Genomic DNA, 26,509 nt, shown 5'->3' on the forward strand with positions numbered 1-26,509 from the left:
TGTACTGATTCGGTGGGGTTCGGTGGCTGCTCCGTGCAGTCATCTGTGTGTGCGGTCGAGGGGCCTGTGCAATCGAACAGATGTGTGCTGAGAGATGAGTGCGCAACTGATCGCTAGCGCCGCGGGAGCTCCGGTCAGTATGACCGAATGTCATGGTCGTCTTCGAAGAACGAGGTCAGTTCACGGGTCGATCCACGGGGCGTGTCGACGAGCGACCGATACTCGGCCATCTCCTGGGACGAGGCTGCCGAGAAGTAGTAGATCGTGAACGCCTGCCCGTGGTATGGAATCTGGACGAGGACATCCTGGGCAGGCTCGTTGATACAGGGAAGTGAGCTGAGACGGTCTTCGAGAGGGAACTTGCCGATAAGGATGTCGAGCCAGCGGCCAGCGTATTGCCCACCCAGCGGATAGACTTCGACGTAGACGCCTGGGCCGTCTTCCTGGATGCGTTCGTCGAACACTGCCGTCTCGGGAGCGGCTCGCTCGGTCAGCCCGGCCACCAGCGGTTGCAGTTCGTCAGGGAGCGCCTCGATACGGCAGTAGTCGATGTAGACGCTTTCCTCGCCGAGAACCTCGATCTCGCCGTCGAACACCGTTGGTCCTGGCGAGTCGACATCGCGTATCGTCGCCCGGATTTTCCCACCGCGCGTAAGCCCATCAACCTGTGCTTGCAACGCACTCAGATACGCGTCGGACGCCACACTGAACAGGCGGTGATTTGCCACCCGCTCCTCGGCACCGTCGGGATTGAGCTGGACGAGATTGTGATGGCCGGTTCGATCCGGCAGCGGGTACACACGGAACTCGTCAGTGATGGTGGTCATATTATCATTTGTACTGGTCATATAGGTATCTTTTTCGGACCAATCGCACTCGCTCTGGAGCCGTGGTGACAGCGCCCCACCGTCGCAAGCGGTGTCCGGTACGCTGTCCGCAATGCATGGATCTAGTCATCGTTCAGGAGCGTATCTCGCACGTACTCGGCCGGATAGATCGCCGTCATCCCCGGCGTGTCGATCCGGAAGTCCCGGGGTGGGGTGTTCCGACTGTAGGTCTTTTCGACGCGGGGTTCACCCTCGGGTGGGTCGTTCAGGACCGACAGCACCTGGTGGCCATCCTTGCGCGCCATGACGATCCAGATGGCTTCCGCCGGATCGCAGGCGGCCATCTTGTCGTAGTCTTCGGGGACTGCCCGGTGGACGTCGTTGTTCACGCGTTCGACCTCGACGGTGACGACGACGTTGCCCTCGCTGTCGAGGCCGGCGACGTCAAGCCGCCGCCGGTCGTAGCCCGTGGCGTCCTCGTCGATGTCGGACCCGTCGCCCATGAACGCCGCTGCCGGGAGCGACCCCTCTGTGAGCTCGTGATAGGGAGAGACCGTCTCGACGGCCGATTCGGGGTCGTCCCTGTACTGCTGTTCGAGTAATTCGATCCCGACCTCGACGCCGAACACGTGCTCACTGGATTCCTCAAGGTCGCCTCGCCCGTGGCCGAAATCGACACCGCGCCGATAGGCCTCGCCGATCACACTTCGACCGTCGGGTGACACCGAGTACAGCCGGTGTGGATGGTCGGTGTCGTGGCGGACCAGATCCGCGTCCAGCAGCGGCTGGAGCTCCTCCCTGTCGATCCCGACGTACTCCTCCAGGCGAAGCATCGAATCGGTCTTGAGGTCGTACGCCCGCGGGTCGTAGCGACGCTGCTCGGCGTTGTAGACGGCCTGGATGAACAGCAACTGCGTTAGCGACCACTCCGAGGCCACGATCTCGTCCGGCGAGAGTTTCAGATTGAACTCACAGATCGGGATGTCGTCGGCGTCGACCTCCTCCATGGAGTGACAGCACTCGATGGCCCGGACCATCCCGTCGATAGACGGGTCGTAGCGATTGTGACACGCCGCACAGCACAGCGCGTCCGCCGCGTCGTCGTACGTAACGCAGTCGGGCATGCGCCGCGTGTGTGGCAGGAGCGTATCGGTTCGGAGGTCGGGATGGATCGACTCGGCGTGCTGTGGCGCTGACTCGGAGTCGGCCGTGTCCGCGTCCGGATCGCTGTCCGTCGCGTCGGTGTCGTCGGACGCGTCAGCATCGGTCGCGGTCTCGATGGCGTCGTGCTGGCGCAGGCCTGCAGTCGCGGCCGTTCGGTCGCGGACGCGCTCGAAGGCGGCCTGGAACGCGCGTTCCGCGGCCCCCGAGAGCGGGTCGTCACTGGCCGGGTGGCCGGACGGGGCCGCAAGCGACTGGGCGAGGAACGGCCTGACCGCCGGCTCGCCGAAGTCGGTCCCGGGCCGGACGAGCCACTCGCCGCGGCTCATCCCGGTGAGCCGTTTGTCGACTTCCTCGACAGACATCGCTTCGGTCGCGAGGACGCGCGGCAGGTCGGTATCGACCGAGACGTTCCCGACGACGAACGTCGCCGTCTCGTTGAGCGCCTCCTGATAGGTGTTGTTCTCGGGATCCGGCGACTCCAGCTGTTCGAGAAACTGCAGGCCGAGGGCGATCGACAGCCCGAAACTGCGTCCCTCGGAGAGCAACGTGTCGAGTAGTTTCGTCCCCCCGACGTCGCGGGCCTCTTCGAGATAGCAGTTGACCTGTGGGGGGTCGTCACCGTGGTCACGGCGCTGGGCGCGCGCTTTGAGCGCCGTCCAGAGGTTCGAGAGGATGACCAGCGTCAGCGTTCGCTTGGCCTTCCCTTCCATTCCCGCGAAATCGAAGACGATGACGTTGTCCTCGTCGACGAGTTCGGTGAAGTCGAAGGACGGCTGGGCCGTGGTCGAGTCGCCGGTCTCGGTTTCGTCGGGGCCGTCGCGCTCGTCCGGGGTGTGTTCGAAGACGGGCGCGAGCCGGCCATCGGTCGCGATGTTCTCGACGCGGCCGACCGCTCCGCCGAGGATCGCGTTGAAGACGTCCCGGTCGAGGTCGTCGAGGCTGTGGAAGTAGTCGGTCAGGTTCTCGTCGGTCGTCGAGGGCACCGCCTCACCACGCTGGGTCTGTCGAAGCGCACTGATCAGATCGTCGTGGTCGATCGTATCGCTCCCGTGGACCGGGTCGTAGAGCGCCCGGAGGTGATTGTCGATCGCCTTGACCGACTCGGCAGCCTTGCCGTAGTTCTCGGCGCCCATCACACCCTCGAGGATCTCCGCGTAGTGGCCCGCCTTCCGTGACCGGGCTTCCTCTCTGGGGACGCCCGCCTCGAGGAGCGGTTCGATGTCGAAAAACGAGAAGGCCGGTAGCACACGTGAGAGGTCGAAGTACAGGACATCGTCGAGGTCACCGTATTCGGCGTAGTGGGCGCGGAGATACTCCTCGGCAGTGCCGCCGCCCTTGTAATCGAAGAGGATCTCGGGACCATCGGTCGCCGCTGCGTTCGTGACCATCCCACCTTCCATGAGGACGGATTTCCCGGAGCCGGTGTCCCCCACGACGACGAGATGGCGGTCCTGCTGGCTCGGTTTGAGATAGAACGGCTGGCCGTAGGGTTGGCGGTCGTGAGTCAGCGGCATGCCCAGTGCCATCCCCGGTGGCGTATACTGCATGAGCTGCTGTGGTGGCGGAAGCATCAGCGCGGTCTGTTCTATCGGTCGCGTCGCGAGCGCGCGGTGGCCATCGGGTGTGAGGTCTGTCCCGTCGACGAGACACAGCCCCGGGAGTTCCGCTGGCGCGACGACGATCCCCCGGCTCCGGAACTGGTTCCACGGGAGCTTGTTCGAGACCGATTCGTAGGTGACTGAGTGGACCGTGCGCTCGATCACCTCCTCGAACAGCGCCGTTCCCGGTGGCGTCTCACCCAGGGGTTTGAGATCCGCGTCGGTGACGATCTCGCCCCGCAGTTCGTGATGCGGACCGTCGACGGCACTCAACGCAGTCTTCAGCTGTCGGGCGACTCTGTCGGCGCGCCCTCTATCCGTTCGCGTCAGCACGGCGGCGCGTGCAGAGACACGGAGCGTCCGCTGTGGGTCGCGCTCGGTGATGGCCTCGATTCGCTTGCGATCCGACGCCGGCGGCGTGTATTGCTCGCGCTCCTCCTCGGTGCGCGGTGAGACGGCCTCCCAGAGGCGCGCTCCCAGCGTGGCCGTCCCGTGTTCGAGATCGTGGATGTAGTCGTCCGCTTGCTCGCTCCAGTCGTCGTGGGCTTCACAGACCAACTGGTAGACGACCGGGACCGAGGCGTTGGACATCGTCTCGATCAGCGGTGCGATCGACGGCCCGGACGATCCGTCGTTTTGACGCTGTGACGCGTTCGATCGATGGGTCGATGTCTGTGAGCGACGGGTCGAGGGATTCGAGCGACGACTCGACCCTGTCCCACCGGCAAACGACATCAGGGGCGTCTGCCAGTCGCGACTGCGCTTCGTTCGGCCGTAGTATTCGACACCCGCGACGTACGGATGGACCGTCGTATCGACCACCTCGCCGGTCGGGAACGTGACCGAGTGTCGCCCTGTCTCCGGGTCGGCGATCGGCAGGAACTCCTCGACGTATCGGGGGTGCCACGTCACCTCCCGGAGTTCGTAGGTCGGCGGGAAACAGCGCCGGAGGAGGCCGGTCAGGTCCTCGATCAGGTCGGGGTGGTCCGTTCCGACGAGATACCGGATCTGGGGGTCGGGACGGCCGTCGGAGACGAGCAGCCACTCGACCTGTGGCACCTGTGTCGACCGCCGGAGCGTCGCGATCAGCCCGGTCTCCGTGTGCTCGGCGAGCAGTGCCTGTACCTGTTCCATCGCCCGCGTCACGGCCACCGGGTCGACCCCCGCCTCCGCGGGCCGGATCTCGATGTACGGTCGCGGCTCGATCCCGTCAGCGGCCGGCATGGACTCGGCCGCCTGCATCTCGTCCGGGACTGCGACCGGAAGTGCCGACGAGTCGGCCGTTGTTCGCTGTTCGGGTTCGCCCTCGGGCACGTCAGTCGCCATCGATACCGGCCTCCGGTCGATGCGCTCTCAGTGGCATCCGTCTCCGCTGGCTGGGATGTGGACTGTCTCCCAAGCAAGTGAATCGGTACTGGGAACGACTCTGTGCGAGGAACTCGACCCAGGTCGATGGCACTCGACCGTGCAGTCCTTGCGAGTTTCCCATCTGCTTTCCCCCTTCGTGTCCCATCCTAATGTTTTCGCATAATTTCAATGTAACTAACTAATGGCGGGGAATGGAGACTTTGGGAGAGTAATCGAGAGGGTAGCCACCGGACAGAGTAGCGCCCGGTGAGGGGCAACCAAACAAATTCTGGTCCGGCCACCAAGTGACGATACTGGCGAGAAGACTCGTTGGTTCCGCGAAGGAGGGGTCCAGAACGGACGAAGCATCGATTTTATTCGATGAGTGGAGAAGCGAGTACGAACTATGTGGCTTTCCAAAGATAGTTGTGAGAAGAAAACGCTTGGACCAATCAAAGTCATCGGCGCCGCAATTAGCCGATATAGAACCCTTAGACTTATGTCGACAACGCTTGGGCCACACCATGAGGTCCGTCCTCGTTTGCATGGACGACGATCTCCGCTAACTCCTCATCAGTGACGTAGCCGATTGGATCTTCTTGATTTCCCGCAACGAACATTGTGGCAGCCAGAAAGTCTTCTAGAGGATTCTCTGGGTCGGGATGATTGCATACTGCTTCAATAGCAACCTGAGCACCTTTGGTAATCTGTGCCATTGCATATAGCCGTATCTTTTCGAAGTATTTGAGGTTTCACCATAAACCCGGAACATAACCGGGGTTGAGAGACGTATATCGGGAACTACACCTGTAGAGAATCGCTGAATTGCCTCTCATCAGATGATCCTGCCCAGCTTTGTGATGGTAATCTGAGGGAGATCACTGGATATTGGGCGAACACTTTTCCCGGAATTCCTATCACAGTATAGTATGGATCCAGTCTCTGGCGCAGTGGTTGGAGGAGTTGCCCGAAGTCTATCAGACAAGACCCTAGAGAAGATATCAGCTCAGATTGCGGATTCTCCTGACTTACAGAAGGAGAAAGAGATTAGAGAGAAGCTTGCCTCGTCTTCTTATCGGATTGGGCCGTGCCGTGTACAGCATATCACTGTGGATCTGCTTGGAGGAGCCACAGCGTTAAAACTGGAAATTAATGGACCAGGCCTTATTGGCGATCTTGCCCGTGAATACCATCTCACCGAGGTTGAGGAAATCAGAGAGATCGTCGAAAACACGGATTCAGGTGGGTTTGAAGCTGTTCAACAGGTAGGCGACGAGCTGATCGAGGAGGTTTATTTAGTAGTCCATTCCTCAGACCCTCACGAGATCCACAATATGTTATTCGAGTTCTGCGAGAGTGTAGGTCGTCGATTGTAGTGAAGAAAATGCAATTTGAAGCTCGTAGATTTCAGAGCAAATTAGGCCAGGCATGAGTGTTAATTGTCCTAAATTTAGATATTGATCGTGCCTTTATACAAAGCGCCCAAAATCACCTCTCAGCACACTAATGTCGACATCTCGGAGCTATATCGATCATCATTCATGGGTCTTCAGCCGAACAGCTGAATTAGATATTGAAGAGGACTCTGTGAAAATAGAAATTTGGCTAACTGAAGGTGGGAAGTTAGAAATTGAGACCGTAGAGCCCCCAGAAGGCCACTTGAAAGACGGAGTCTACGGAACATTAACAGGGAAAACAGATCAAGGTGAGAAAATCATTGCGAAGAACGTACTATCTGGCCCGCTTACAGGCGTTCAATCACTTTCTACAATAGAGATAATTCCAGATGAGAGTTGGTCAACCAGAGGAGAATCTGTGGAAGCGATAGCAGATGTTCTTGGCTTCCAGTGCTCGAGACATCCCGATCACTGTAACCCCGATTCCGATCTTGACCTAATCGAACGAACTGATTTCCGAGCGGGTGGAGGCAACCGTGCAAATTGGTCTATGGCTTTTGAACCTTTTGACGATTATGCTACCAGGGTAAATTCAATCCAAGAATACCATAATTTGGTTCGGACTGGAAATTTACGATTTGAGCTTGATGGAGTGTATGGCGGGGTAGGAAGAATATCAGATTTTATCTCTGAGAGATTAGAAGAAATTACTTGGTTGAGTTCCTATATTCAGGGAACCATCCCCTCTACACCTCTTCTCAGATTGTATGAGCCTGAAAGCAGTGGTTCAGAGGATAATCCTTCGCCAGTTTATGTAAAGGCTCGAAGTGTCCAGTCTAATATCGGAAGCAGCTGTCGTAAACGTCACTTATTACTAAGAACTGGCCGCGAGCTTCCTTTGTTCTTGGATCGAGCGTATGAGAACTTTATTGATAAAGAAGAAGATCTCAACTTGAAAGAAGTTTTTGGGCTATCAGTTGATTCTCTTAATACTCGGCGACCTATCGATCCTAGGTTTGTGAATCTATGCGTTGCTATTGAGATGCTCGCAAACCAGTATTCTACTGATCAAGGTGATACAGAGAAACAGATAAAATTACTAGTGGATGGATTAGAGGTTGAGTTCAAGGATTTAATCAATGTAACGGGAAGTTTTCCCACAGAGCACCACCCCCGGCTGTACCAAAACCACCAAAACCAACTACAGGAATACAGATATTCCAATACCTTAACGAATACTAAAGCAGTCGAAAACTGTTTGCCAGCCCCTCAAGAGAAAGTTCTTGAGTATTTCTGGTATCCGGCCCGGAATAAAGTGATCCACGGAAATACGAATATTTCAGTCCACAATATATCGACTGATTATGAATCCTTACTTGTTCTTGTACGAAGGATTCTTCGTGAAATCCTACTAGAAGGGAATACAGATGGACTACGTGGTCTGCAAGAATTTGAGGCAAATGAATTAGCTTGGTTCTGATTTTATGATTGATAAGATTATTGCAGGCTAACTCGTTTGCCTCAATCATGAAGGAGGATCAAGAGAAATTGCTTGTAGGTACAGGAGTTGTCGTTATCTGGTTCCTTCTCTCACGGTCTCTTGCGAACTGGATCACGGACAACTACTACCTGATAGAGTCCATCTCCTTACTGCTGATCTTCGGTCTGCTCTACGAAGTCTGGACGTCCACCGGCGGCAAAGAAGACTTCCTGGATATTCTGATATTCATTGGAGACGAATTTCACCGGACATGGGCACAGATCGGGCTTCTGTTCGGAGTAACCAGCCTTGTGTACACCTCAATGATAGTACGACAGGCGGTAGAAGCCCGTTTTGGCCCGCTTGCAGTAGTGCAATTGCTGGCAATTATCGGGATCATCAGCCGGGCCTTCGTGAATGTCCGCGCCGAGAAGGATCCTTGGGCGATTCTGAATGGTGAGCGAGATACGTATCTGGTCTATGCAGCCGGTCTCCTGGCGTTGGTACTCTCTTACGTTATTCGAGGTACTTACAGCCCGTTCTCGACGATACACAACGCCGTGGTGATCTTCCTGTCGACGCTTCTCCCTGCGGCCTATCTCTACGTATTTGCGGCAGGCAAGGACCTACCGTCGCTGAAAGATTTATTCAGCATGGAAAGGAGAACAAGATAGATATCAGGCCATCCCATCTATTTATCTTTCTGTATGAGAGATGAGTCTGCATGGGGCTGTTCGATAATGCAAGTGAAGATGATATCATATTGGAGAACGCAGATCTTGACTGCGAGCCGCAAAATGATTATGTCTCAAAGAAACGTGTAAAGAAAATCGATGAGTACTTAGAACCTGGCGAAAAGGTCCACTTCTTTGCGACAGATTCTGGCGGCCAGCTGAAAATCGATGGTGAACAGCAAAGCGTGCTCAACCTTACTACCGCCGTAACTGATCGCCGTGTTCTATTCAAGCATGGAAAAATGATTGGGTCAAAACAGACCTCCATCGACTACAAGGACATTTCCTCAGTGGAAGTCAGCTTCGGCATGGTCCAAAAAAGATTAAACTTAGAAACAGATTCCAAAGTATTCGGGCTTGGCGTAGGTCAAATCGATAAGGACGAGGTCCAAGATATGGCGAAGTTCGTCCGAGAGAAGTGCCGAAAGACTGGGAAGACAAGAAACGAGGATTCGGATGGAAATTCATCTCCGGATGAAGAAGACGCGTTAGATAAACTTGAGAGGTTAGGAGATCTCCGAGATAGAGGCGTCGTCACCGAGGAAGAATTCGAAGAGAAAAAGCAATCGTTGCTCGACCAGATCTAGAGTGCCAGAATAATTAGTAGTAGAACAAACACTGTAACAACTACGGCCAACTGTTCATTTGTAAGCGGTATATCTATTTCACTAGTTCCTGAGACCAACTTGTCGGGAAGCTGACTGCGGTAGTTATTATTGCTGGGAGAATGGTCATGAACTGCCTCGGCACAGTCTACGCAGAGAATATGTCCCGCGACATTAGGAGCGTTTGAGTCCGAATCTGACCCAGAGAGTTCTATTTCTGCGCTCCAGTTACCTGCTTTTTCACCACGGATAGAAACATCCCCTTCACCAATCAAGACGGCATATCCTGATTTCGCCATTTCATCTTCTGGGATATCTACTCCCAAGCCTACTTCAGATCCGCATAAATGGCAGTTTTCGATCTGATATGAGACTGTCTCTGTAACTGCGCTTTCTCGACTCATTGGTCTGGTTCGAAATTGTACAAGGACTTTGCGCAACTTGGACAGAGATACGACTGGTTAATTTCGCTTGTAGACTCCAGTCCGAAAAGTTTCACGAGCACTTTGGGAATACGGTAGTCCTGTGATGTGATGTTTGCGCCAGTCGTCTCCAGGGTCATATTCTCTCCTCCGGTTACGACAGTCGGTACTCCTTTCGGCAAATTATCTACATTCTCCATATCAGTGTCAACAAATACCTCATCGCTACAGTTAGTGCATGCTGCTGAATCATATTCAACCGATTTGGAGACGACTGTCTCCCTTGTAGCCATGTAAGTGGATTATTCTATCGGACTATATCATGCTTGCGCTCAGCTTTTTAATAGTATAATACCGATGGAGGCAGCCGACAGTTCCCTATGAACTCGGTAAGATTTTTGGCACCTGTAATGGATGTATCATATAGGTATGCCGTTGCAGAAGCGGTGGAGTACGTATAGCAACCTCAATATCCCGAACCAGATCGGGGTTTACGAACTGGGGTGGAACAATAATATCGTGTACATTGGGCTCTGGTGAATCGCTGTACAGTGTCGGCTTCACCGTCAGAACTAGGAAGTTGAAGCGGGAAACCGCCGATGATCCATGTCGAAGATCCCCCGCTTCACGAAGAAAGCGGTCCAGTTAGCTAAAAATACTGTTGGTGAGCGAGGCGAAGCCGAGTATGCTGTGGTGTCGCTGCACTGTCTGCGGGTTTACCTAGAAAAATCCTACCGAGAAGCACTTGATTTGCTGAGCGAGATGCCACAAATACTCGGGGAGATCGGCTTCAACGCGGCCGATCTCCCCGATCACTCGACGCTAGTCAAGTGGTTTGACAGAATCAAGACAGCGCTCTGGCGATTCACCACGGCCCCTATTCCTCATTCGAGAGAAATGGAATGACCAAGGTAAAATCAACGTGAATTCCGAGAAAGACGGGTCTGTAACCAGAAAGAGATGGGTGGCTGCCTAGTGGGAGAAGACGATTATGAAGATATTCTAAAGGTAGACTGGATTGAGCTCGACGACACTGTCTACCGTGTCTCCAGTCTTTACGGCGACATCGTGGACGGATTGAGTTATCAAAAACCACGCCGTGCAGCCGCCGAGGCCGAGAAGCCGACCAAGAAGAATTCCACGACGAGATCAAAAAAAAGCGAGCGGAGATGGACGCCAAAATAGTCTGTATCGACCAAACCAAGAAATCAGCGCAGGTCGAGCCGCGTGCTGCGTGGTTTCCGCGCGGCACGCGGCCGAGCGTCGAACTGTCCGGCCAACGCGACTGGACGTGTCTGCTTGGCACGATTACCGAAGACGGCGACTGGTTTTTCTCACGGTTCACCGAGTACGTCACCGCCGATCATGCAAAACATTTCATCCTCGCGTTATGCGAAGAGTTCGAAGAAGACTTGATCGTCGTGCTGGATGGAGCGCCGTACTTTCAGGCGTCGGCCGTCACGGACCTGGCGGCCCGTGACGACCTCGCCTCCGTCACGTTACCGGCGTATTCGCCGGAACTCAATCCTGTTGAAGAGTGCTGACGGCAGCTCCAAGACGCTCTCAGCAACCGGTTCTTCGACTCGCTTGAGCAACTGACCACCGCGATCGATACCAATCTCGACCAACTTTCGGTTCCAAACGTGAGTGATTATTTCTAATGTCTACTATATTATTAGAAGACAGAAATCGCAAGGAATCAGCCAAGAGAGACCTGTCTTTTACCGGCGTGGAAGAGCCACTCAGTCGGCCGCTCTGAAGGGTTCGCCCAACAGGGGCGGTCGTCACACCCGCCATGGCTCAATGCATGTCCGCGGTCACCGAGGGTAGGGACGGGCCGGCGCTCGGCTCTCGCGAGAACTTTGCCGCCCCAGAATCCGACGAGTACGACCCCGAGCGTACTACTCGCGACGACACTCGCCCCTCGAACCACGCCGCCAGCACCGACCAGAAACTCGCCAGATACGCCTACGAACTCCTCCTGAGCGGACAGTCCCAGTACTGTCCCGAGCGCGCCGACCAGGAGGAACCCGACGGCGAACTCGGCGAGAAGGAGATCACGCCCAAAGAGCAAGACCAGGGTCGGCGCGTCTTCGAGCTACTGACGCCGGTCTACCGGCGCACCTGCCCAGACTGCGGCCTTTTGAGATTGTGGCCTTAGCCACACCCCTATTACGAGGAGCTCGAGGTACTGTATCGACGCAATATCTACAGCCTCAGTCTCTCAACGTCGCTGTTCAGCTGACATCGGCGTCGCTGTCTTCGAGTTGCTCCTGCCAGGTCTGGACTTTGGCCATCAGTTCGACGGGTGGCGTCTCGTTGACGTCGATATCACCGAGTTCGTCGAGGATCGCTTCGGTCTCCGGATCGAGCGACTGACCGTTCGGTTCCTCGGCGGGCGCCTCCATCTGGCTCCCGTCGGTCGCGACCTGCTGGGAGCTATTGGAGTCACCGGCGACGAGCTCGCCGGACCCCAGATCGAAGACGACCTGTTCGGTCCCGCCGCCGTCGGCTCCGTCGCTCCCGCGGACTTCGATCGCTTTCTCCTCGCGCAGCCGGTCGAGCACGTCCCGCGAGCGGTCGACGACGGGGTCGGGGACGCCCGCCAGGTCGGCGACGTGGACTCCGTAGGACCGATCGGTCGGGCCGTCCTCGACGGTCCGCAGGAAGGTGACATCGCCGTCGGATTCGTCCGCGGCAACGTGGACGTTCTCCACCGTCGGGAGCTCCTCGCCCAGCGCCGTGAGTTCGTGATAGTGAGTCGCGAACAGCGTCTTGGCCTGGATCCGGTTGGCGAGATACTCGGTCGCCGCCCACGCGATCGAGATGCCGTCGTACGTCGCGGTGCCCCGCCCCACCTCGTCGAGGATCACGAGCGACTCGTCGGTCGCGGAGTGGAGGATGTTCGACAGCTCCTGCATCTCGACCATGAACGTAGAGCGGCCCTGTGCTAACTCGTCGAGCGCCCCCACTCTCGTGTAGATGCCGTCGACCAGTCCCACTCGCGCCGAGCGGGCGGGGACGAAGCTCCCGACCTGCGCGAGCAGCGTGATCAGCGCCGCCTGGCGCATGTACGTCGACTTCCCGCTCATGTTCGGCCCGGTGACGATCAGGAACTGCCGGTCGTCGTCCATCCGCAGGTCGTTCGGGACGAACTGCGTCGTCTGCTCGACGACGGGGTGCCGGCCCTGGTCGACGACGAGTTCGCGCCCGTCGGCCAGTTCCGGGCGCGTCCAGTCGTTGCGGACGGCGTGGGCGGCCAGACTCGCCAGCGCGTCGCACTCGGCGAGCGCCCGTCCGGTCTCCTGCAGGACCGCCGCCCGCGCCGCGACGCGGTCCCGGAGGCGCTCGAAGATCTCCCGCTCCATCTCGTGCCGGCGCTCCTCCAGCCGGAGGATCTCCCGCTCGCGCTCCGCCAGCTCGTCGATCACGTACCGCTCGGAGTTCTTGAGCGTCTTTATCTGCTCGTACTCCTCTGGCACCTGGTCGGTCTCGCTCTTGCCGACCTGGATGTAGTAGCCGTCGGTCTTGTTGCGGTCGACCGAGAGGTGCGTGATGCCCGTCCGCCGCTTCTCCCGCTCGGGCAACGTCTCGATCCAGTCCAGCGCGGCCTCGTGGTCGTCGACGACCTCGTCCAGTTCGTCGTCGAACCCCCGTCGGATCAGCCCCCCCTGCGTGACCGTCCCCGGAGGGTCCTCGACGAGCGCCTCGTCGAGGTCGGACGCGAGTTCGGCCGCGGCTTCGCGGTCGGGCCGCTCCAGCACCTCGGTCAACGGCGAGCCCGCCAGTCGCTCGGTTTCGGCGACCAGCTCGCCCACTTCGGGCAATAGCGCGAGCGTCTCTCGGACCGCCCGGAGGTCGCGGGCGTCGGCGCTGCCCGAGGCGGCTTTCGAGGCCAGCCGTTCGAGGTCGTAGGCGTCGCCCAGCGTCTCCCGGAGTTGGTCGCGGGCCATAGCCGCCTCGGTCAGCGCGGCGACGGCGGACTGGCGGCGAGCGAGGTCCTCGCGCGAGCGGCGCGGGCGCTGGAGCCACTCCCGGAGGAGTCGCCCCCCGGCGCTGGTGACGGTGTGGTCGACCGTGTCGAACAGCGACCCGTCTCGATCCCCCTGCATCGTCTCCGTGAGTTCGAGGTTGCGCTGGGTCGTCGCGTCCAGGTCGACGTAGGCCGACTCGTCGAACGACTGCAGGCGCGTCATCGACGCCAGCACGCCCGCGCCCGTCTCGTCGACGTAGGAGACGACCGCGCCCGCCGCCCGGACCGCCGCCTCCGCGTCGGCGATCCCGACGCTCTCCAGCGTCTCCGCCCCGAACTGCTCGCGGACGCGATGCCGGGCGCGGCCCGGCGCGAACGCCTCTGTGGTGTGCAAGGAGAGGGAGGCGTCGGTCCGCTCGCGCACCTCGTCGAGGAAGGCGTCGTCCGAGCGGATCTCCGGCCCGGGCAGCACCTCCGCGGGATCGAACTTGTACAGCTCCGTCAGCGCCGCGCTCGTCGCGTCGGCGCCGGACTGCTCGGTGACGAGGAACTGCCCCGTCGTCACGTCGGCGACGGCGATGCCGTAGGTGGCGTCGCCGTCGTCTTGGTCACGGACGACGGCCGCGAGGTACTGCGCGTCGTCGTCGCTCGTTTCGAGGTGGGTGCCCGGGGTCACGATCCGAGTGATCTCCCGGGCGTGGCCGTCGTCGGTTTCGTACTGGTCGGCGACGGCCACGCGGTAGCCGCGTTCGACCAGCGCGGAGAGGTACGGAGTCAGGTCGTCCAGCGGCACGCCCGCCATCGGATAGGAGGAGCCGTGTGACCCCTTCTGAGACACCTTGAGATCCAGCTCGTCGGCGACGAGCTCGGCGTCCTCCGCGAAGAACTCGTAGAAGTCGCCGCACTGCATCGCGAGAATGTCGGCGTCGGTCTCCTCCTTGAGCGAGAGGAACTCCCCGACGATACCCGTCGCCTCGGTCATACAGGGAGGTGTGTCCGAACCGAGGTAAAAGGCTACGGGTCCGGATCGGAAGTGGTCCGATCTGAAACCGCGACAGCGCCCGTCGATGTCGCCCCGCGGGTCGACGAAAGATATTCGCGGTTCGAATACATCGTATGCAGCATGAGCACGTCCATCCGCATCTCCGAAGCGACGAAGCGGAAACTGGAGGCGATAAAGCGGGACGAGGAGACGTTCGACGAACTGCTCGATAGGCTGGCGGTCAGTCGAACCGAAGACGAAGTCCGAGAGATGGCGGGGTTCGGCGGCGAAGGCGTCGCCGAGGGCATGGAAGAAGCGCGTGAAGACCTGAACGAGTCGCTCGACGAGCGGACCCAGGAATGACGATGCTGTGTCTCGACAACGACGTCTTTCGGAAGTACACGACCGACCCGCCCGACGGGAATGTCGTCGACTACCTGGCCGAGCACCACGACGACCCGTGGGGGTTGCCCGCGGTCGTCCTCTTCGAGTGGCTCCAGGTGTACGAGAGCCACGACACGATCCGGACGAAGCGGTCCCAGGTCGACAGCGTCGTCGACGAGGTGCTCCCGCTCGACGTCGCCGTCGAGGCGGCGAACATGCGCGCTCGCCTCGCGGCGACGGACACGACGCTCGACCTCGCCGATCTCCTGATCGCCGCGACCGCCCGGGAAGCGGACGCGACGCTCGTGACTGCCAACGAGAACGACTTCGACAAACCACCGATTCACGAGTTGCTGGATGTCGATATCGTCGACACGTAGGGCCACCCGCCAGTTCGCTCTCCGACGTTACTCGTACGCGACCCCCGCCTCGTCCAGTTCGTCCTTCAACGCCTCGGCCGCCGCCTCGAAGCCCTCGGGACCGCTGTAGCCGTAGTCCGAGCCCGCGAACGCCAGGTGCGGTTCCAGCGACAGCGCGCCGTCGAAGCCCCGCTCGTGCAACGCCGCCACGGTCTCGCCGATGCGGCCGTCGCCCTCGCCGGCGGGTCGGATCGCCCCGCGCTCGCCGAACTCGGCGTCCTTGACGTGGACCTGCTCGACGTACTCGACCACCTGGAGCAGCGCGTCCGGGTAGGGCCGAACCCCGATTTCGAGGTAGTTCGCGGGGTCGAAGACCGCCCGGAGATGCGTCGAGTCGACGGTCATCAGCAGGTCCCGCATCCGCCCGGGCGTGTCGCCGTAGATGTCCTTCTCGTTCTCCAGGAGGAGCGTCACGCCCGCGTCCTCGGCCTTCTCGACGGCGACGCGGGTCCGCCGCAGCACCTCCTCACGGTGGTCGGCGGGGTCGTCGCCCTCGGGAATGTAGTAGGAGAACACCCGGACGCCGTCGGCGTCGAACCGGTTCGCGAGTTCGAGCGCCCGGTCGAGGCGGTCCATGTGGGGTTCGAAGTCGTCCTCGATCCCGATCTTGCCGATCGGCGAGCCGATGGAGGTGACGGAGAAGCCGCGGTCGTCCAGCGTCGCCTCCAGCTCGTCGAGTCGGTCCTCGGAGAGGTCGAGCGCGTTCTCCGACCAGACGCCGCGCAGGTCGAGGTGTGAGATGTCGAGCGATTCGAGCGTCGCGAGCTGGTCGTCCAGATCGTCGGCGATCTCGTCGGCGAACCCGCTGATCGGCAAGGGGTCGGTCATCACTCCGGGGTCGGACCGCTGGTCCGTATGTCTTGCCACAGCGGAGAGGGGCGCCCGTAGTGGCGCCGGTCAGACCGACCGTTCCGTGACGGCGAACGCCGTCGAGCCGACCTCGTAGACGGTGTCGTCCGACGCGGGGGCGCCGGCGGCGTCGAGCCACTCCAGCGGCGTCCGGAAGAATCCGCGGTCTTCGGTCAGGACCCGGACCGTCGATACGCCCGCCTGCCGCAGGTACGCGACGCATCGGAGCTCCCACTGCCCGCGTAACGCCTCCGGCGGAACTGCGACCGTCTCCTCGGCGTCCGGTCTGGCAGTGAACGTGGTCGTCAGCGAGTGGTCGCGCTCGCGGAACCGCTCGCCGCGAACCTCGATCTCCGAACCGGATCGCGTCGTCGTCGCGTCGCCGGGCGGCGCGAGCGTCATCGGGTCGCCGTCGACGACGAAGCGGGCGACCGCCCGGATGTCCGGCTCGTACGACCAGACGGCGTAGGCGAACTGGCCGGCGCCGTAGGCCTTCCCGGCCCCCCAGTCGACGTCCTCGGGCGTCGGTCCGGCCGCGTTGGTCAGTCCGAAGCGGAGCGACTCGCCGGCGGAGAGTTCGGCCTCCCCGCCCTGATCCTGTCGCCGGTCGGGCAAGCGAAACCAGCGCCCGTCGAACCGCCGATACACCTCGGGAAACGTGACCGAGACGCGGACTGTCCTGTTCAGGCCGTTCTCCAGCGTGAACGTGGCCGGTTCCGACGGGTCGGTGATCCGCTCGCGGTCGGGCACGAGCACCAGGTCGCCGTTCGGGTTCGCGACCTCGTGGTAGCAGGTCGCGTCCTCGCCGAACGCGTCCGTACACGGTTCGCCCCCGAACCGGGAGTCGGGGTTCGAGTCGGGCCCGGTGCCCGGCAATCCCCCGCACCCGGCCAGCGCCGCGCTTCCGAGCACGCCGCAAAAGTCGCGCCTTCGCATACGAGGCCCGGCGACCGGCGCCGACTAGTACCTATCGGAGCGTAAACCGGTCGTTTGAACGTCAGCTACGCCACCCGCACCGGCTCGCCCCGCTCGGCAGACTCGTAGATGGCCTCGATGATCGCGACGGCCTTGCCGCCTCGATTTTAAGTACGACGCCGCGCAACAGCCGATATGGCCGAATCGACGCTCCCCCACCGAGACGCCGTCGACGCGTTCGTCGACCGCGTCGAGGAGTGGGGTCCGTCCGCAGTCGCGCGACTCTACCTCTTCGGGAGCGTCGCTCGCGGCGGCCATCGCTCGGATTCGGATGTGGACGTGTTCGCCGTGCTGCGAGACGACGCCGACGCGTCCGCCGTCGAGGAGCGACTCAGAGACGTTGCCTACGACGTGATGCTCGAACGCGACGTAGCGTTCAGTATCCACGCGATGTCCGAGTCGACGGTCGCCGAACGGTCGGACCACCCGTTCGTCCGGTCGGTGCTCGACGAGGGGACGCGTATCTATGGCTGACGAGGAGTACGTCGACGAGGAACTGGGCAAAGCTCGCGAGGCGCTCGCCGACGCGGAGTCGCTCGCGGCGGGTAGCGGTAGCGACGCCGGCGTCGTGAATCGTCTCTACTACGCCTGCTTCCACGCCGCGCAAGCGGCCCTGTACGACCGCGGCGTCGACCCGTCGTCGCACGGAGCGGTCCGTAACCTGTTCGGGAAGCAGTTCGTTCGCGACGACTCGTTCTCCCGCGCTCAGGGGCGACTGCTGACGACGCTGGCCGACCTCCGGCAGCAGGCCGACTACGGGTACGAACCGATCGACGAGGACGTCGGGGCACTGACCGAACGGGCCACCGCCTTCGTCGAAGCGGTCGAGCGCCACCTCGAAGGCGAGCCCGCGGGCTGACTCACGCCACCCGCACCGGCTCGCCCCGCTCGGCCGAGTCGTAGATCGCTTCGATGATCGCGACGGCCTTCCGGGCCTCGCTCGCGTCGAGCATGTACGGCTCGCCGCTGGCGCGGGCGTCGAGGAAGTCGGCGATGTTGCGCCGGTGGTTCGCGTAGTCGATGCTCATCGGGTCGGCCGCGCCGCCGCCCGACTCCGTCTCGCCGAACTCCGCGCGCACGTCCGCGTCGCCGTCGCGCTCCTCGCGGAACCGCCAGGTGACGAGTTCGTCCTCCACGACCTCGGCGGTGCCGTCCCGACCCGCGATCTGGAGCCGTTTCAGCGACCCGGGGTACATCGAGGTCGCACCGAGGATCTGTCCGAGCGTGCCGTCGCGGTAGCGGAGGACGGCCACGGCCGAGTCCTCGACCTCCATAATGTCGTCGTCGTGGGCGCGCCGGGCGGTGTAGGCGAACACCTCCACGACGGGGTTCGCGTCTTCGCCGCCGTCCCCGCCGGCCCCGGCCGCGCTCGCGAGCCACTGGATGGCATCGATCCCGTGGATGGACTGGTTCATCAGCGCGCCGCCGCCGTCCAACTGTTGGGTGCCCTGCCACGCGCCGTCGTAGTAGTCGTCGTCGCGCCACCACGGGACGTAGGCGTTGGCGACCGAGAGGTCGCCGAACCGGCCCTCGCTGGCGGCCGCCCGCAACTGGCGGACGACGGGGTTGTACCGCTGGTTGAAGATCCCGCCCAGCCGGATCCCCGCCTCGTCGGCCGCGGCGACCATCTCGTCGATCCGGTCGGTCGTGATCTCCAGCGGTTTCTCGCAGAGCACGTCGACGCCGCGGTCGGCCGCGGCCAGCGCGGGTTCGAGGTGGGCGCCGCTGGGCGTACAGACCGAGAGCACGTCGACGGTTTCGGCGTCGAGCATCGCCTCGGTGTCGTCGTACCAGGTGCAGTCGTACTCCGCGGCGAACTCCCGGCCCCGTTCCTCCGTTCGGCAGGAGCCGGCAACCAGTTCGGCGCCGTCGATGTCGGCGATCGATTCGGCGTGCATCGACGCGACGGCGCCGATCCCGGCGATCGCGATGCGGGCTGTCATGTCCCGCGGGTTCGCGACGCCCGAGGAAAAAACCATCCAAGCGGGCGAACCGTTCCCCGAGTCGCCCGAGCGGGCGAGCCGTTCCCCGAACCGGTCGCCGCGCCCATCCTTCGCCCGCCCGGTCCCGCCGCTCGGCGTAACCGCTACCTACCGGAGCGAAGGCGGGCCGTTTTTACCCCTTCCGCCGGTCGAATCGGGACGAACAGATGGCCCTCCTCGATCCGTTCCGGCGGGCGAAACGCCAGGTCGGTGACGACCTCCGCGCCGACCCGTACCTCCCGTACATCCTGCTGGCCGCCCTCCTGCTGTCGAGCTTCTGGGTCTGGCACCGGCTGCCCAACTTCGCGACCCGCGACGAGCGCTGGCGCGTGGTCGACCCCGTCGAGGTGCTGGCGACCGTCCTCGACGACCCGCGGCTCGGCTCGGTCTCCGAGGGCGTCGGCTACTGGCGGACCTACGGCTCGGCGATGTACCTCTCGGCGCTCGCCCTGATCCCGGTGCTGGTCGTCGCCCTCGCGACGGACGCGCTGCCCGCGTTCGCCGACATGGGTCGCCACCTCGATGTGGGTTTCTGGACCCACTGGCTGCGGACGCCCGGGTGGATGTGGACCTGGGGCGTCCTGCTCGTCCGGCTGGCCAACGTCGCGATGGCCGTCGGCTGCGTCTACGTCGTCTACCGCATCGGGACGACGCTGCGCGACCGCGCGACCGGCCGGCTCGCAGCCGCGCTGTTGACGGTCACCTGGGCGCTGCTCATTCTCGCCCACGAGGGCGGCGAGGACGTTCCCTCCCTGTTTTTCCTGCTGCTGTCGCTGTACTTCGCGGTCCGGTACGTCGAGACCGGCGTCGACCGGCTGTTCTACTGGGGCGCCCTGTTCGGCGGCGTCTCCATCGCGTTCAAGCTCTCCGGCGGCGTGAGCGCGGTGATGCTCGGGGTCGCGCACCTCCAGCGCGCCCGCCGCTCGGAGGCGGGGTTCGTGCGCGGGGCCCTGCGACCGAAGTTCCTCGCGACGGGCGTCCTGATCGGGGTCGCGACCATCGCCGCGGGGTATCCGAGCATCCTCTTCGGCGCCCCGACGGAGTTCGCCGGTCGGCTCGCCCGCGCGTTCGGGTCGAAGTCCCAACCTCACGGCTGGCTCGTCCAGCCGAGCTGGTGGTGGATCCTCCGGAGCTACCTCCACGGCGTCGGCCTCCCGCTGGCCGTGGGCCTCGCCGGCGGCGCGCTCGCGGCCCTTGCGCGGGTCCGCGAGGACTCGCTGGCCGCCGACGGCCTGCGGATGGCGCTGGTCGGCGTCGGCGTCTACCTCGCGGTGTTCTCCTCGTGGCGCTACGTCCGCACCCATCACCTCCTGCCGGTCGCCGCGCTGCTGGTCGTCGTCCTCGCGATCGGACTCGCCCGCCTGCGCGACCGGCGGCCCGCGGTCGGCCGGGCGGTCGTCGCCGTCCTGCTCGTCACCAGCGCGGCCTACGCGGGCGCGGGGACGCTCGCCTACGCCTCCCAGCCCCGCGACCAGGCGGTCGGCTACCTGCAGGCGAACGCGGGGGCCGACGACACCATCGAGACCTACACCCTCGATCCCCAGGACGCAGCCGTGCCCCACACCGACCGCGTCGACGCCCGCTTCGGCGTCAGCGCCGACACCTTCGAGTTCCGCTGTCCGGCGTTCGTCGTCCTCAACTACCACAACTCGATCCTCTATCTCGCCCCCGACAGCTGGGGCAAGCGGGCGGAGGTCCTCTCGAACGACGCCGTGGAGGCCCACGTCCGCGCCCTGCTCAACGAGGACACCTATCCCTACGAGATCGCCGGCGAGTACGGCCGCGAGCCGCGGTTCCTCGACGGGAAGGGCCGCGCGCCGATGTACCAGCGGCTCCTCAGGGTGAGCGTCCGCCCGCGGACGATGCAGTACGGCGACCCCCAGGACATGGGCGTCGACCAGTACACGGTCGTCCTCCGCCGGACGGGCCCCTGTCAGGAGTAAATCGATCCCCGTCGCCGATGTCGGCCGTCGACGCGAGTGTGCGCGAGCGCCGGGATAACGGGGTTTAAGCGGGCTCGTTCGCTAGCGGCGGGTACATGAGCGACAGCGAGTACGACGTGGTCGTGGTCGGCGGCGGGCCGGCGGGGCTGACGGCCGCGCTCTACACGACGCGGCTGGGGCTGGACACCGCGCTGGTCGACCGCGGCGGCGGCCGCGCCGCGATGATGCAGGACACCCACAACGTCATCGGCGTCACCGAGGAGACCGGCGGCGTCGAGTTCCTCGAAACGGCGAAGGCGCAGGTCGAATCCTACGGCGCCGACGTACACCGGGACTTTATCGAGGCCGCCGAGCGCGTCGAGGACGGGTCGTTTAGACTCGACGGCGAGGACGCCGAGTACGGCGCCGACCAGGTGGTTCTGGCGACGGGCTTCTCGGACGTGCGACCGGACCCGCCGCTGCCGCCGACGGGCCGCGGGCTCCACTACTGCCTGCACTGCGACGCCTACATGTTCGTCGACGAGCCCGTCTACGTGATGGGCACCGGCGACTCGGCAGCCTACGTCGCGATGATCATGCTGAACTTCACCGACGACGTGGACGTGCTCACGCGCGGCGACGACCCCGAGTGGAGCGACGACACGGCCGAGATGCTCGACAATCACCCCGTCGACGTGGTCGAGGCGGAGATCACGGCCTCCAACCGCGACGACGGCGGCTGGCTCGAATCGTTCGAGTTCGAAGACGGGACGGTCCGGGAGTACCGCGGCGGCTTCCCGATGCTCGGCTCGGAGTACAACACCGATCTGCACGAGTCGCTGGGCTGTGAGATCGACGACGACGGCACCGTCGCCGTCGACGACCACGGCCGCACCAGCGTCGACGGCGTCTACGCCGTCGGCGACGTGACGCCCGGCCACAACCAGATCCCCGTCGCGATGGGCCAGGGCGCCAAGGCCGGCATCGCCATCCACATGGACAGCCGCCCGTTCCCGCGCTCGACCGAGGAGATCGACGAACTCGGGCCGGTCTCCGCCGGCGACGTGCCCGCTATCTCCGAGGAGTTGCTCGCGACGGCGGTCGCCCACGAGGGCCACGCCGCCGGGCCGCGGGTCGAAGCGGACGAAGCAGCCGAGGGCGGCGACGAACAGGTCGCAGACGACGACTGAGGGCGGTTTCTGCGGAGTTTCGCCGCGTTCACGGCTCGGAGTCGATCCCGTAGACGTGGTCGACGCCAAGGTAGACGAACCACACCATCCAGACGGTGAAGATCACCAGCCACGCGCCGTACTGGACGTAGGGGTTGGGGACGAGGACGTACGCGACGACGAGCAGTGCGGCGGCGCTGACGGCGGCGGCCACGTTGTACCGCGTCGGCGCGAACACGTCCGCGAGCAGGTCGCGCATCGGACCGTTCGTTCGGTCTCGGGCTACATTACTGTTGGCGCGAGAGCAACCGCGTTCACTCCCGCTGGGCGTCGACGACCAGGTCGAGCAACTCCCCCACGTCGCGCTGGGACTCCAGCCGGTAGTCGGCGGCGGTCTCGCGCTCGCCGACGAGGACGCCGATGCCGTCGAGCGCCCCGCTCTCGTCGTCCAGCGCTCGGAAGGCGTCCTCGTCGGTCACGTCGTCGCCGACGTAGAGGGGGAGCCAGCCGTCGGGGGATTCCTCGGCCAACTGTTCGACGGCGCGGCCCTTGTCCCAGTCGACGGCGGGGCGGATCTCGCGGATGGCCTTGCCGTCGCGGATCTCCATGGCGGGGCCGCCGGCGACCATCACCTCCTCGACGGTCGTTCTGACCGTGCGCTCCACGTCGGGGACGCGCTCGTCGGGCACGTCCCGGACGTGGACCGTCGCGGTCAGGTCCTTGTCCTCGATCTCGACGCCGGGGACGTGCGCGAGGCGGTCGTCGAGGCGGTCGCAGACCCGCGAGACGGCGTCGGCGCTCCCGCGGGCGTCGGGCGCGACCGACCGCCGGCCGTCGACCCGGCGTTCGAGGCCGTGGTTGCCGGCGTAGGCGATCCCCTCGACGGCGACGCGGTCGCGCAGATCGGCGAGTTCGCGGCCGCTGACGACGGCGACGCGGACGGACTCGCAGTCGCGGAGAGCGACGAGGCGCTCGCGGAGCGGCGGGGACATGGCGGCGGCGTCGGGGTCGTCGACGATGGGGGCGAGCGTGCCGTCGAAATCCAGACAGCAGACGACGCCGGGGGCGGCCGCGAGGCGGTCGGCGACGGTCTCGCGGGCGAGCCCCAGCGGCGTGGCGTCAGTGGTCTGCACGGGTGGGGACACCCCCGTCGGCGCTGGCGACGCGGGCGACCGCGCCGAGCACGTCGACGAGCCACGAGTCGAGGTCGTCGTCCTCGACCCCGTCGGCCAGCGCGTTCGCCCGCCGGCGGCGCTCGCGCTCGGACATCGACAGCGCGTCGTCGAGCGCGGCGGCGAACCCCTCCGTGTCGTGCGGGCGGACGGAGACGGCCCACTCGCCGAGGGTGTCGTGGGCGCCGGCCTGGTCGCTCAGGACGAGGACGCCGGGGTCGTCGCCCCCCGCGGCGACGAACTCCTGGGCGACGAGGTTCATCCCGTCGCGGATCGGGCTGACGACCGCCAGGTCGGCCTCGCGGTACAGCCCCGCCAGCCCCTCGTTCGATATCATCTCCGTCGTGTAGACGACGGGGCGCCAGTCGTCGGTCGCGAAGCGGTCGTTGACCCGGTCGACGGCCGCCTCGACGCGGTCCTGGTAGTCGGCGTAGGCGGGGATGGCCGAGCGGCTCTCGGTGCCGACCTGAACGAAGGTGACCTCGCCGCGGTAGTCGGGTCGCTCCTCGAACAGCCGCTCGAAGGCGTCGAGCCGCTGGACGATCCCCTTGGTGTAGTCGAGGCGGTCGACGCCGACCGCGAGCCGGGTGTCGCGGTCGATGCCCCGGTTCTTCCGGAAGGCGGCGCGGAAGCCGGCCGCCTCCATGCTGTCTGCCTGCTCGCGGATGCGGTCGACCGGGACGCCCATCGGCGCGGCCCGGACCGTCGTCGTCCGCCCGCGGTAGTCGACGGTCCCGGCGTCGAAGTCCACGGCGGTCCCGTCGAGCCCGCGGTCGGCGCTGCGGAGGAAGTTCTCGCAGTACCGGGGGACGTGGAAGACGAGCAGGTCGTTGCCGAGCAGGCCGTCGAGGAGCGCCTCCCGGTTGGGACAGGCCCGGAACGTGTCCCAGCTGGGCCACGGGATGTGCCAGGTGTGGGCGAGCGTCGGGTCGGCGCCCCCGGTGCGGTCGACCGGACCGTCGCCGCGCCCGCCGGTGTCGCTACCCGTCCGCTCGCGGAGGTGTCGCGGCGCGAGCGCGAGGTGGTAGTCGTGGAGCCAGACGAGCGGGTCGCCGTCGGCGTCGGTCGCGGCGTCGGCCATCGCGTCGGCGAACTGGTCGTTGACCCGGCGGTAGTCCGCCCAGGCGTCGCCGCAGCTCTCGACGGTGCCCAGCGCGGCGTGACACAGCGGCCACAGCACCTGGTTGGCCACCTCGTAGTAGTAGCCCTCGACCTCGTCCTCGTCGAGCCACAGCCGGCGGAGGGCGTAGGTGTTCTCCGCGTCGTCGGGCGGGACCGTGACGGTGTCGTCGCCGTCGACGACGGTCGCGTCGGCCTCGCCGTCCCCCCAGGCGATCCACGTGCCGTCGACGCGGCGCATGACCTCGTCGAGGCCGGCGGTCAGCCCGCCGGCCGGCCGGTCGACGGTCACCTCGCCGTCGTCGCCGTAGTCGTGCCTGTACGGTTGTCGGTTCGAGGCGACGACGAGTTCGTCGCCGGCCGCCGTCAGCAGTCGGTCGAGGTCGGCCTCGACCCGGTCCGCACGCAGATGTGTGTTCGGCATGTCGAGCTACCCGTCTTTCCCTCGCCAGGGGGGTATGGCCGCGGCTTGCACCTGCGGGTACACGCGGCGTCGTCTGCGGGACCGTATTCCGGCGGTAGGCACTCTCTAGTCGGCGTTCGCCGCGGGGGTGTCGTCGCCATCGCTCGCGGCCGCGCCGGCCCGCCGACGGATGTTCCGCACCCGCTCGGGGATCGGGGGATGGGTGTAGTGGAACGTCTCGTAGAGGGGATGGGGGAAGGGGTTCGAGAGGTTCTCGCTGGCCAGCCGGGTGAGCGCGTCGACCATCGGTTCGCCGTCGCCCATCACGTCGACGGCGAAAGCGTCGGCCTCGCGCTCGTGGGCCAGCGAGAGCCGGTTCTCGATGGGACTGGTGAGCCGCGAGAGCGGCTGGAGGACCAGCGCGGCCAGCAGGAGCCCGGCGTAGACGGGCTTGCCGGCACCCGTCGCCAGCCCGAACATGTCGTAGAGCCACGGGCTGGTCACCAGCTGGTAGGCGACGAACAGCAGGACGCCCATCTGGACCGCCGAGCTACCGACGCGCTTCCAGATGTGGGCCTTCTTCCAGTGGGCGAGCTCGTGGGCCAGCACCCCCTGGAGCTCGTCGGTCTCCATCTGCTCGACCAGCGTGTCGAACAGCACGACGCGCTTGGTCGCGCCGAAGCCGACGAAGTAGGCGTTGGAGTGGCCGCTGCGGCGGCTGGCGTCCATCACGTAGATCTGCGAGCACTCGAAGCCGGCGCGGTCGAACACCTCCGTGACGGCGTCGTGCAGCTCCCCCTCCTCGACGGGCTCGAAGTCGTTGAACAGCGGGGCGATCACCCGCGGGTAGATCACCATCATCGAGAGCGAGAGGGCGACGAACAGCGCCCAGGCGCCCACCCACCACAGCGTCGGGAACGACTCGACGACCCACATGACCGCCGCGGCGATGACGGCCGTGAACGCCAGCGCGACCGCGAGTCCGACGACTTTGTCCCGGAGCCACAGTCGCGGCGACTGCTCGTTGAACCCGAATATCTCCTCGACGACGAAGGTGTCGAACAGATCGAAGGGGATCGAAGTCAGCTGGAGGACGACGACGGCGCCGAGGAAGAAGACGACGCCGGAGGCCACGGGACCGAGCCCCAGCGACTCGACGGCGGCGACGGCGTCGGCCAGCAGGCCGGCGTAGAGGACGACCAGGACCAGCGCGAGGCCGACCCACGCCTCCAGCTGTGAGGCGCCGGTCGTCGCGCGCTGGTAGCCCAGCAGTTCGTCGGTGTCGTCGACGTCGAGGCGGTCGTCGAACCACTCCGACTCGCGGGAGACCGCTTCGGCGCCGTAGCGGACGTTCAGTGCCGCCAGCCAGGTGAAAAACGCCTCCGTCCCGACCAGCAGGGCGAGGAAGGCGACGTGAAATGCGAGCATACCGGTCGGTACGGAGCCGGTCCATTAAATCCCCTCGCCCGTCGCCTCACCGACCGGCCCTGGGCGACCCGCCGCGGTTTCCGCTGGGTCGCGAGATCCGGCCGCTCGGTGGGGCGAGCGAGCCGTTCGCGTCGGGTGCCGATTCGAGGGATGGGGCC

At 63.8% G+C, this 26,509-nt stretch carries 24 protein-coding genes and 2 pseudogenes; 13 read left to right on the top strand and 13 right to left on the bottom strand.

The genetic code is table 11. From position 1 onward, the window contains the following. Window positions 1-134: 134 nt before the first annotated feature. The 3 genes from HZS54_RS25740 to HZS54_RS25750 form a co-directional block, all read right to left on the bottom strand. On the bottom strand, window positions 135-827 hold the full coding sequence (locus HZS54_RS25740) for a hypothetical protein (protein ID WP_179919897.1): 693 nt from the start codon (window positions 825-827) through the stop codon (window positions 135-137). Between the two features lie 122 nt (window positions 828-949). Further along, window positions 950-4,915, bottom strand: a complete 3,966-nt coding sequence (locus HZS54_RS25745; protein ID WP_179919898.1) for an ATP-binding protein — start codon at window positions 4,913-4,915, stop codon at window positions 950-952. A 518-nt stretch (window positions 4,916-5,433) separates the two neighbouring features. After that, window positions 5,434-5,652: a hypothetical protein gene (locus HZS54_RS25750; protein WP_179919899.1), complete on the bottom strand. Its 219-nt coding sequence runs from the start codon at window positions 5,650-5,652 to the stop codon at window positions 5,434-5,436. Window positions 5,653-5,865: 213 nt separating this feature from the next. Between HZS54_RS25750 and HZS54_RS25755 the strand changes: the two genes are divergently transcribed. The 4 genes from HZS54_RS25755 (at window position 5,866) to HZS54_RS25770 (ending at window position 9,134) form a co-directional block, all read left to right on the top strand. Beyond that, window positions 5,866-6,312, top strand: coding sequence for a hypothetical protein (locus HZS54_RS25755; protein WP_179919900.1), 447 nt, complete (start codon window positions 5,866-5,868; stop codon window positions 6,310-6,312). 211 nt (window positions 6,313-6,523) lie between these two features. Beyond that, window positions 6,524-7,813, top strand: coding sequence for a hypothetical protein (locus tag HZS54_RS25760; RefSeq protein WP_179919901.1), 1,290 nt, complete (start codon window positions 6,524-6,526; stop codon window positions 7,811-7,813). Between the two features lie 47 nt (window positions 7,814-7,860). Continuing rightward, on the top strand, window positions 7,861-8,487 hold the full coding sequence (locus tag HZS54_RS25765) for a hypothetical protein (RefSeq protein WP_179919902.1): 627 nt from the start codon (window positions 7,861-7,863) through the stop codon (window positions 8,485-8,487). A gap of 50 nt (window positions 8,488-8,537) precedes the next feature. Beyond that, window positions 8,538-9,134: a PH domain-containing protein gene (locus HZS54_RS25770; RefSeq protein WP_179923132.1), complete on the top strand. Its 597-nt coding sequence runs from the start codon at window positions 8,538-8,540 to the stop codon at window positions 9,132-9,134. On the opposite strand, the gene HZS54_RS25775 is transcribed toward HZS54_RS25770, so the two are convergent. Continuing rightward, a complete protein-coding gene (locus HZS54_RS25775; RefSeq protein WP_179919903.1) occupies window positions 9,131-9,556 on the bottom strand; it encodes a hypothetical protein in 426 nt (141 codons plus the stop codon). The genes HZS54_RS25770 and HZS54_RS25775 overlap by 4 nt on opposite strands. After that, window positions 9,553-9,867, bottom strand: coding sequence for a hypothetical protein (locus HZS54_RS25780; protein WP_179919904.1), 315 nt, complete (start codon window positions 9,865-9,867; stop codon window positions 9,553-9,555). The genes HZS54_RS25775 and HZS54_RS25780 overlap by 4 nt, the downstream gene beginning before the upstream one ends. A gap of 313 nt (window positions 9,868-10,180) precedes the next feature. Here HZS54_RS25780 and HZS54_RS25785 point away from each other — a divergent pair. The 3 genes and pseudogenes from HZS54_RS25785 to HZS54_RS25795 all read left to right on the top strand — a co-directional run. Next, window positions 10,181-10,438 (top strand): annotated as a pseudogene (locus tag HZS54_RS25785) (IS5/IS1182 family transposase); the annotation flags it as partial. 210 nt (window positions 10,439-10,648) lie between these two features. Further along, a pseudogene (locus tag HZS54_RS25790) lies at window positions 10,649-11,235 on the top strand (IS630 family transposase); the annotation flags it as partial. Window positions 11,236-11,381: 146 nt separating this feature from the next. After that, window positions 11,382-11,735: a hypothetical protein gene (locus HZS54_RS25795; RefSeq protein WP_179919905.1), complete on the top strand. Its 354-nt coding sequence runs from the start codon at window positions 11,382-11,384 to the stop codon at window positions 11,733-11,735. 76 nt (window positions 11,736-11,811) lie between these two features. Here the strand turns inward: HZS54_RS25795 and mutS are convergent, their stop codons facing one another. Beyond that, window positions 11,812-14,529: a DNA mismatch repair protein MutS gene (gene mutS, locus HZS54_RS25800; RefSeq protein WP_179919906.1), complete on the bottom strand. Its 2,718-nt coding sequence runs from the start codon at window positions 14,527-14,529 to the stop codon at window positions 11,812-11,814. 141 nt (window positions 14,530-14,670) lie between these two features. Here mutS and HZS54_RS25805 point away from each other — a divergent pair, with 141 nt between their 5' ends. Further along, window positions 14,671-14,892 carry an antitoxin VapB family protein gene (locus HZS54_RS25805; protein ID WP_179919907.1) on the top strand — a complete coding sequence of 74 codons (222 nt, stop codon included), beginning with the start codon at window positions 14,671-14,673 and terminating at the stop codon, window positions 14,890-14,892. Beyond that, window positions 14,889-15,293 carry a type II toxin-antitoxin system VapC family toxin gene (locus HZS54_RS25810; RefSeq protein ID WP_246391741.1) on the top strand — a complete coding sequence of 135 codons (405 nt, stop codon included), beginning with the start codon at window positions 14,889-14,891 and terminating at the stop codon, window positions 15,291-15,293. Before HZS54_RS25805 ends, HZS54_RS25810 begins: the two co-directional genes overlap by 4 nt. A gap of 27 nt (window positions 15,294-15,320) precedes the next feature. On the opposite strand, the gene HZS54_RS25815 is transcribed toward HZS54_RS25810, so the two are convergent. Both HZS54_RS25815 and HZS54_RS25820 read right to left on the bottom strand, forming a co-directional pair. Beyond that, on the bottom strand, window positions 15,321-16,160 hold the full coding sequence (locus tag HZS54_RS25815; protein WP_179919908.1) for a sugar phosphate isomerase/epimerase family protein: 840 nt from the start codon (window positions 16,158-16,160) through the stop codon (window positions 15,321-15,323). Between the two features lie 69 nt (window positions 16,161-16,229). Next, the gene (locus tag HZS54_RS25820; RefSeq protein WP_179919909.1) at window positions 16,230-17,117 is read right to left on the bottom strand and encodes a hypothetical protein; all 888 of its coding nucleotides are present in this window, start codon (window positions 17,115-17,117) and stop codon (window positions 16,230-16,232) included. Between the two features lie 174 nt (window positions 17,118-17,291). Here HZS54_RS25820 and HZS54_RS25825 point away from each other — a divergent pair, with 174 nt between their 5' ends. Next, window positions 17,292-17,630: a nucleotidyltransferase domain-containing protein gene (locus HZS54_RS25825; protein WP_179919910.1), complete on the top strand. Its 339-nt coding sequence runs from the start codon at window positions 17,292-17,294 to the stop codon at window positions 17,628-17,630. Further along, window positions 17,623-18,015: a HEPN domain-containing protein gene (locus HZS54_RS25830; RefSeq protein ID WP_179919911.1), complete on the top strand. Its 393-nt coding sequence runs from the start codon at window positions 17,623-17,625 to the stop codon at window positions 18,013-18,015. The genes HZS54_RS25825 and HZS54_RS25830 overlap by 8 nt, the downstream gene beginning before the upstream one ends. Before the next feature lies 1 nt (window position 18,016). On the opposite strand, the gene HZS54_RS25835 is transcribed toward HZS54_RS25830, so the two are convergent. Continuing rightward, window positions 18,017-19,099, bottom strand: coding sequence for a Gfo/Idh/MocA family protein (locus tag HZS54_RS25835; protein ID WP_179919912.1), 1,083 nt, complete (start codon window positions 19,097-19,099; stop codon window positions 18,017-18,019). 206 nt (window positions 19,100-19,305) lie between these two features. Here HZS54_RS25835 and HZS54_RS25840 point away from each other — a divergent pair, with 206 nt between their 5' ends. Beyond that, window positions 19,306-21,081: a glycosyltransferase family 39 protein gene (locus tag HZS54_RS25840; protein ID WP_179919913.1), complete on the top strand. Its 1,776-nt coding sequence runs from the start codon at window positions 19,306-19,308 to the stop codon at window positions 21,079-21,081. Between the two features lie 95 nt (window positions 21,082-21,176). Then, entirely contained in the window at window positions 21,177-22,250 is a 1,074-nt protein-coding gene (locus tag HZS54_RS25845; RefSeq protein WP_179919914.1) for an NAD(P)/FAD-dependent oxidoreductase, read from the top strand. Window positions 22,251-22,278: 28 nt separating this feature from the next. Here the strand turns inward: HZS54_RS25845 and HZS54_RS25850 are convergent, their stop codons facing one another. From HZS54_RS25850 to HZS54_RS25865, 4 genes are all read right to left on the bottom strand, one after another. Beyond that, window positions 22,279-22,488, bottom strand: coding sequence for a hypothetical protein (locus HZS54_RS25850; RefSeq protein WP_179919915.1), 210 nt, complete (start codon window positions 22,486-22,488; stop codon window positions 22,279-22,281). A gap of 55 nt (window positions 22,489-22,543) precedes the next feature. Next, the gene (otsB, locus tag HZS54_RS25855) at window positions 22,544-23,362 is read right to left on the bottom strand and encodes a trehalose-phosphatase (protein ID WP_179919916.1); all 819 of its coding nucleotides are present in this window, start codon (window positions 23,360-23,362) and stop codon (window positions 22,544-22,546) included. Beyond that, entirely contained in the window at window positions 23,349-24,944 is a 1,596-nt protein-coding gene (locus HZS54_RS25860) for an alpha,alpha-trehalose-phosphate synthase (UDP-forming) (protein WP_179919917.1), read from the bottom strand. The genes otsB and HZS54_RS25860 overlap by 14 nt, the downstream gene beginning before the upstream one ends. Before the next feature lie 105 nt (window positions 24,945-25,049). Next, window positions 25,050-26,351, bottom strand: coding sequence for a M48 family metallopeptidase (locus tag HZS54_RS25865; protein ID WP_179919918.1), 1,302 nt, complete (start codon window positions 26,349-26,351; stop codon window positions 25,050-25,052). Between the last annotated feature and the right edge of the window lie 158 nt (window positions 26,352-26,509).

Source organism: Halosimplex pelagicum, from assembly GCF_013415905.1.
GTDB classification, from domain to species: domain Archaea; phylum Halobacteriota; class Halobacteria; order Halobacteriales; family Haloarculaceae; genus Halosimplex; species Halosimplex pelagicum.

Bases quoted from the DNA above. Each gene is read 5' to 3' on its own strand.
- HZS54_RS25740 (WP_179919897.1), bottom strand. From the start codon at position 827: ATGACCACCATCACTGACGAGTTCCGTGTGTACCCGCTGCCGGATCGA.
- HZS54_RS25745 (WP_179919898.1), bottom strand. From the start codon at position 4,915: ATGGCGACTGACGTGCCCGAGGGCGAACCCGAACAGCGAACAACGGCC.
- HZS54_RS25750 (WP_179919899.1), bottom strand. From the start codon at position 5,652: ATGGCACAGATTACCAAAGGTGCTCAGGTTGCTATTGAAGCAGTATGC.
- HZS54_RS25755 (WP_179919900.1), top strand. From the start codon at position 5,866: ATGGATCCAGTCTCTGGCGCAGTGGTTGGAGGAGTTGCCCGAAGTCTA.
- HZS54_RS25765 (WP_179919902.1), top strand. From the start codon at position 7,861: ATGAAGGAGGATCAAGAGAAATTGCTTGTAGGTACAGGAGTTGTCGTT.
- HZS54_RS25770 (WP_179923132.1), top strand. From the start codon at position 8,538: ATGGGGCTGTTCGATAATGCAAGTGAAGATGATATCATATTGGAGAAC.
- HZS54_RS25775 (WP_179919903.1), bottom strand. From the start codon at position 9,556: ATGAGTCGAGAAAGCGCAGTTACAGAGACAGTCTCATATCAGATCGAA.
- HZS54_RS25780 (WP_179919904.1), bottom strand. From the start codon at position 9,867: ATGGCTACAAGGGAGACAGTCGTCTCCAAATCGGTTGAATATGATTCA.
- HZS54_RS25795 (WP_179919905.1), top strand. From the start codon at position 11,382: ATGTCCGCGGTCACCGAGGGTAGGGACGGGCCGGCGCTCGGCTCTCGC.
- mutS (WP_179919906.1), bottom strand. From the start codon at position 14,529: ATGACCGAGGCGACGGGTATCGTCGGGGAGTTCCTCTCGCTCAAGGAG.
- HZS54_RS25805 (WP_179919907.1), top strand. From the start codon at position 14,671: ATGAGCACGTCCATCCGCATCTCCGAAGCGACGAAGCGGAAACTGGAG.
- HZS54_RS25810 (WP_246391741.1), top strand. From the start codon at position 14,889: ATGACGATGCTGTGTCTCGACAACGACGTCTTTCGGAAGTACACGACC.
- HZS54_RS25815 (WP_179919908.1), bottom strand. From the start codon at position 16,160: ATGACCGACCCCTTGCCGATCAGCGGGTTCGCCGACGAGATCGCCGAC.
- HZS54_RS25820 (WP_179919909.1), bottom strand. From the start codon at position 17,117: ATGCGAAGGCGCGACTTTTGCGGCGTGCTCGGAAGCGCGGCGCTGGCC.
- HZS54_RS25825 (WP_179919910.1), top strand. From the start codon at position 17,292: ATGGCCGAATCGACGCTCCCCCACCGAGACGCCGTCGACGCGTTCGTC.
- HZS54_RS25830 (WP_179919911.1), top strand. From the start codon at position 17,623: ATGGCTGACGAGGAGTACGTCGACGAGGAACTGGGCAAAGCTCGCGAG.
- HZS54_RS25835 (WP_179919912.1), bottom strand. From the start codon at position 19,099: ATGACAGCCCGCATCGCGATCGCCGGGATCGGCGCCGTCGCGTCGATG.
- HZS54_RS25840 (WP_179919913.1), top strand. From the start codon at position 19,306: ATGGCCCTCCTCGATCCGTTCCGGCGGGCGAAACGCCAGGTCGGTGAC.
- HZS54_RS25845 (WP_179919914.1), top strand. From the start codon at position 21,177: ATGAGCGACAGCGAGTACGACGTGGTCGTGGTCGGCGGCGGGCCGGCG.
- HZS54_RS25850 (WP_179919915.1), bottom strand. From the start codon at position 22,488: ATGCGCGACCTGCTCGCGGACGTGTTCGCGCCGACGCGGTACAACGTG.
- HZS54_RS25860 (WP_179919917.1), bottom strand. From the start codon at position 24,944: ATGCCGAACACACATCTGCGTGCGGACCGGGTCGAGGCCGACCTCGAC.
- HZS54_RS25865 (WP_179919918.1), bottom strand. From the start codon at position 26,351: ATGCTCGCATTTCACGTCGCCTTCCTCGCCCTGCTGGTCGGGACGGAG.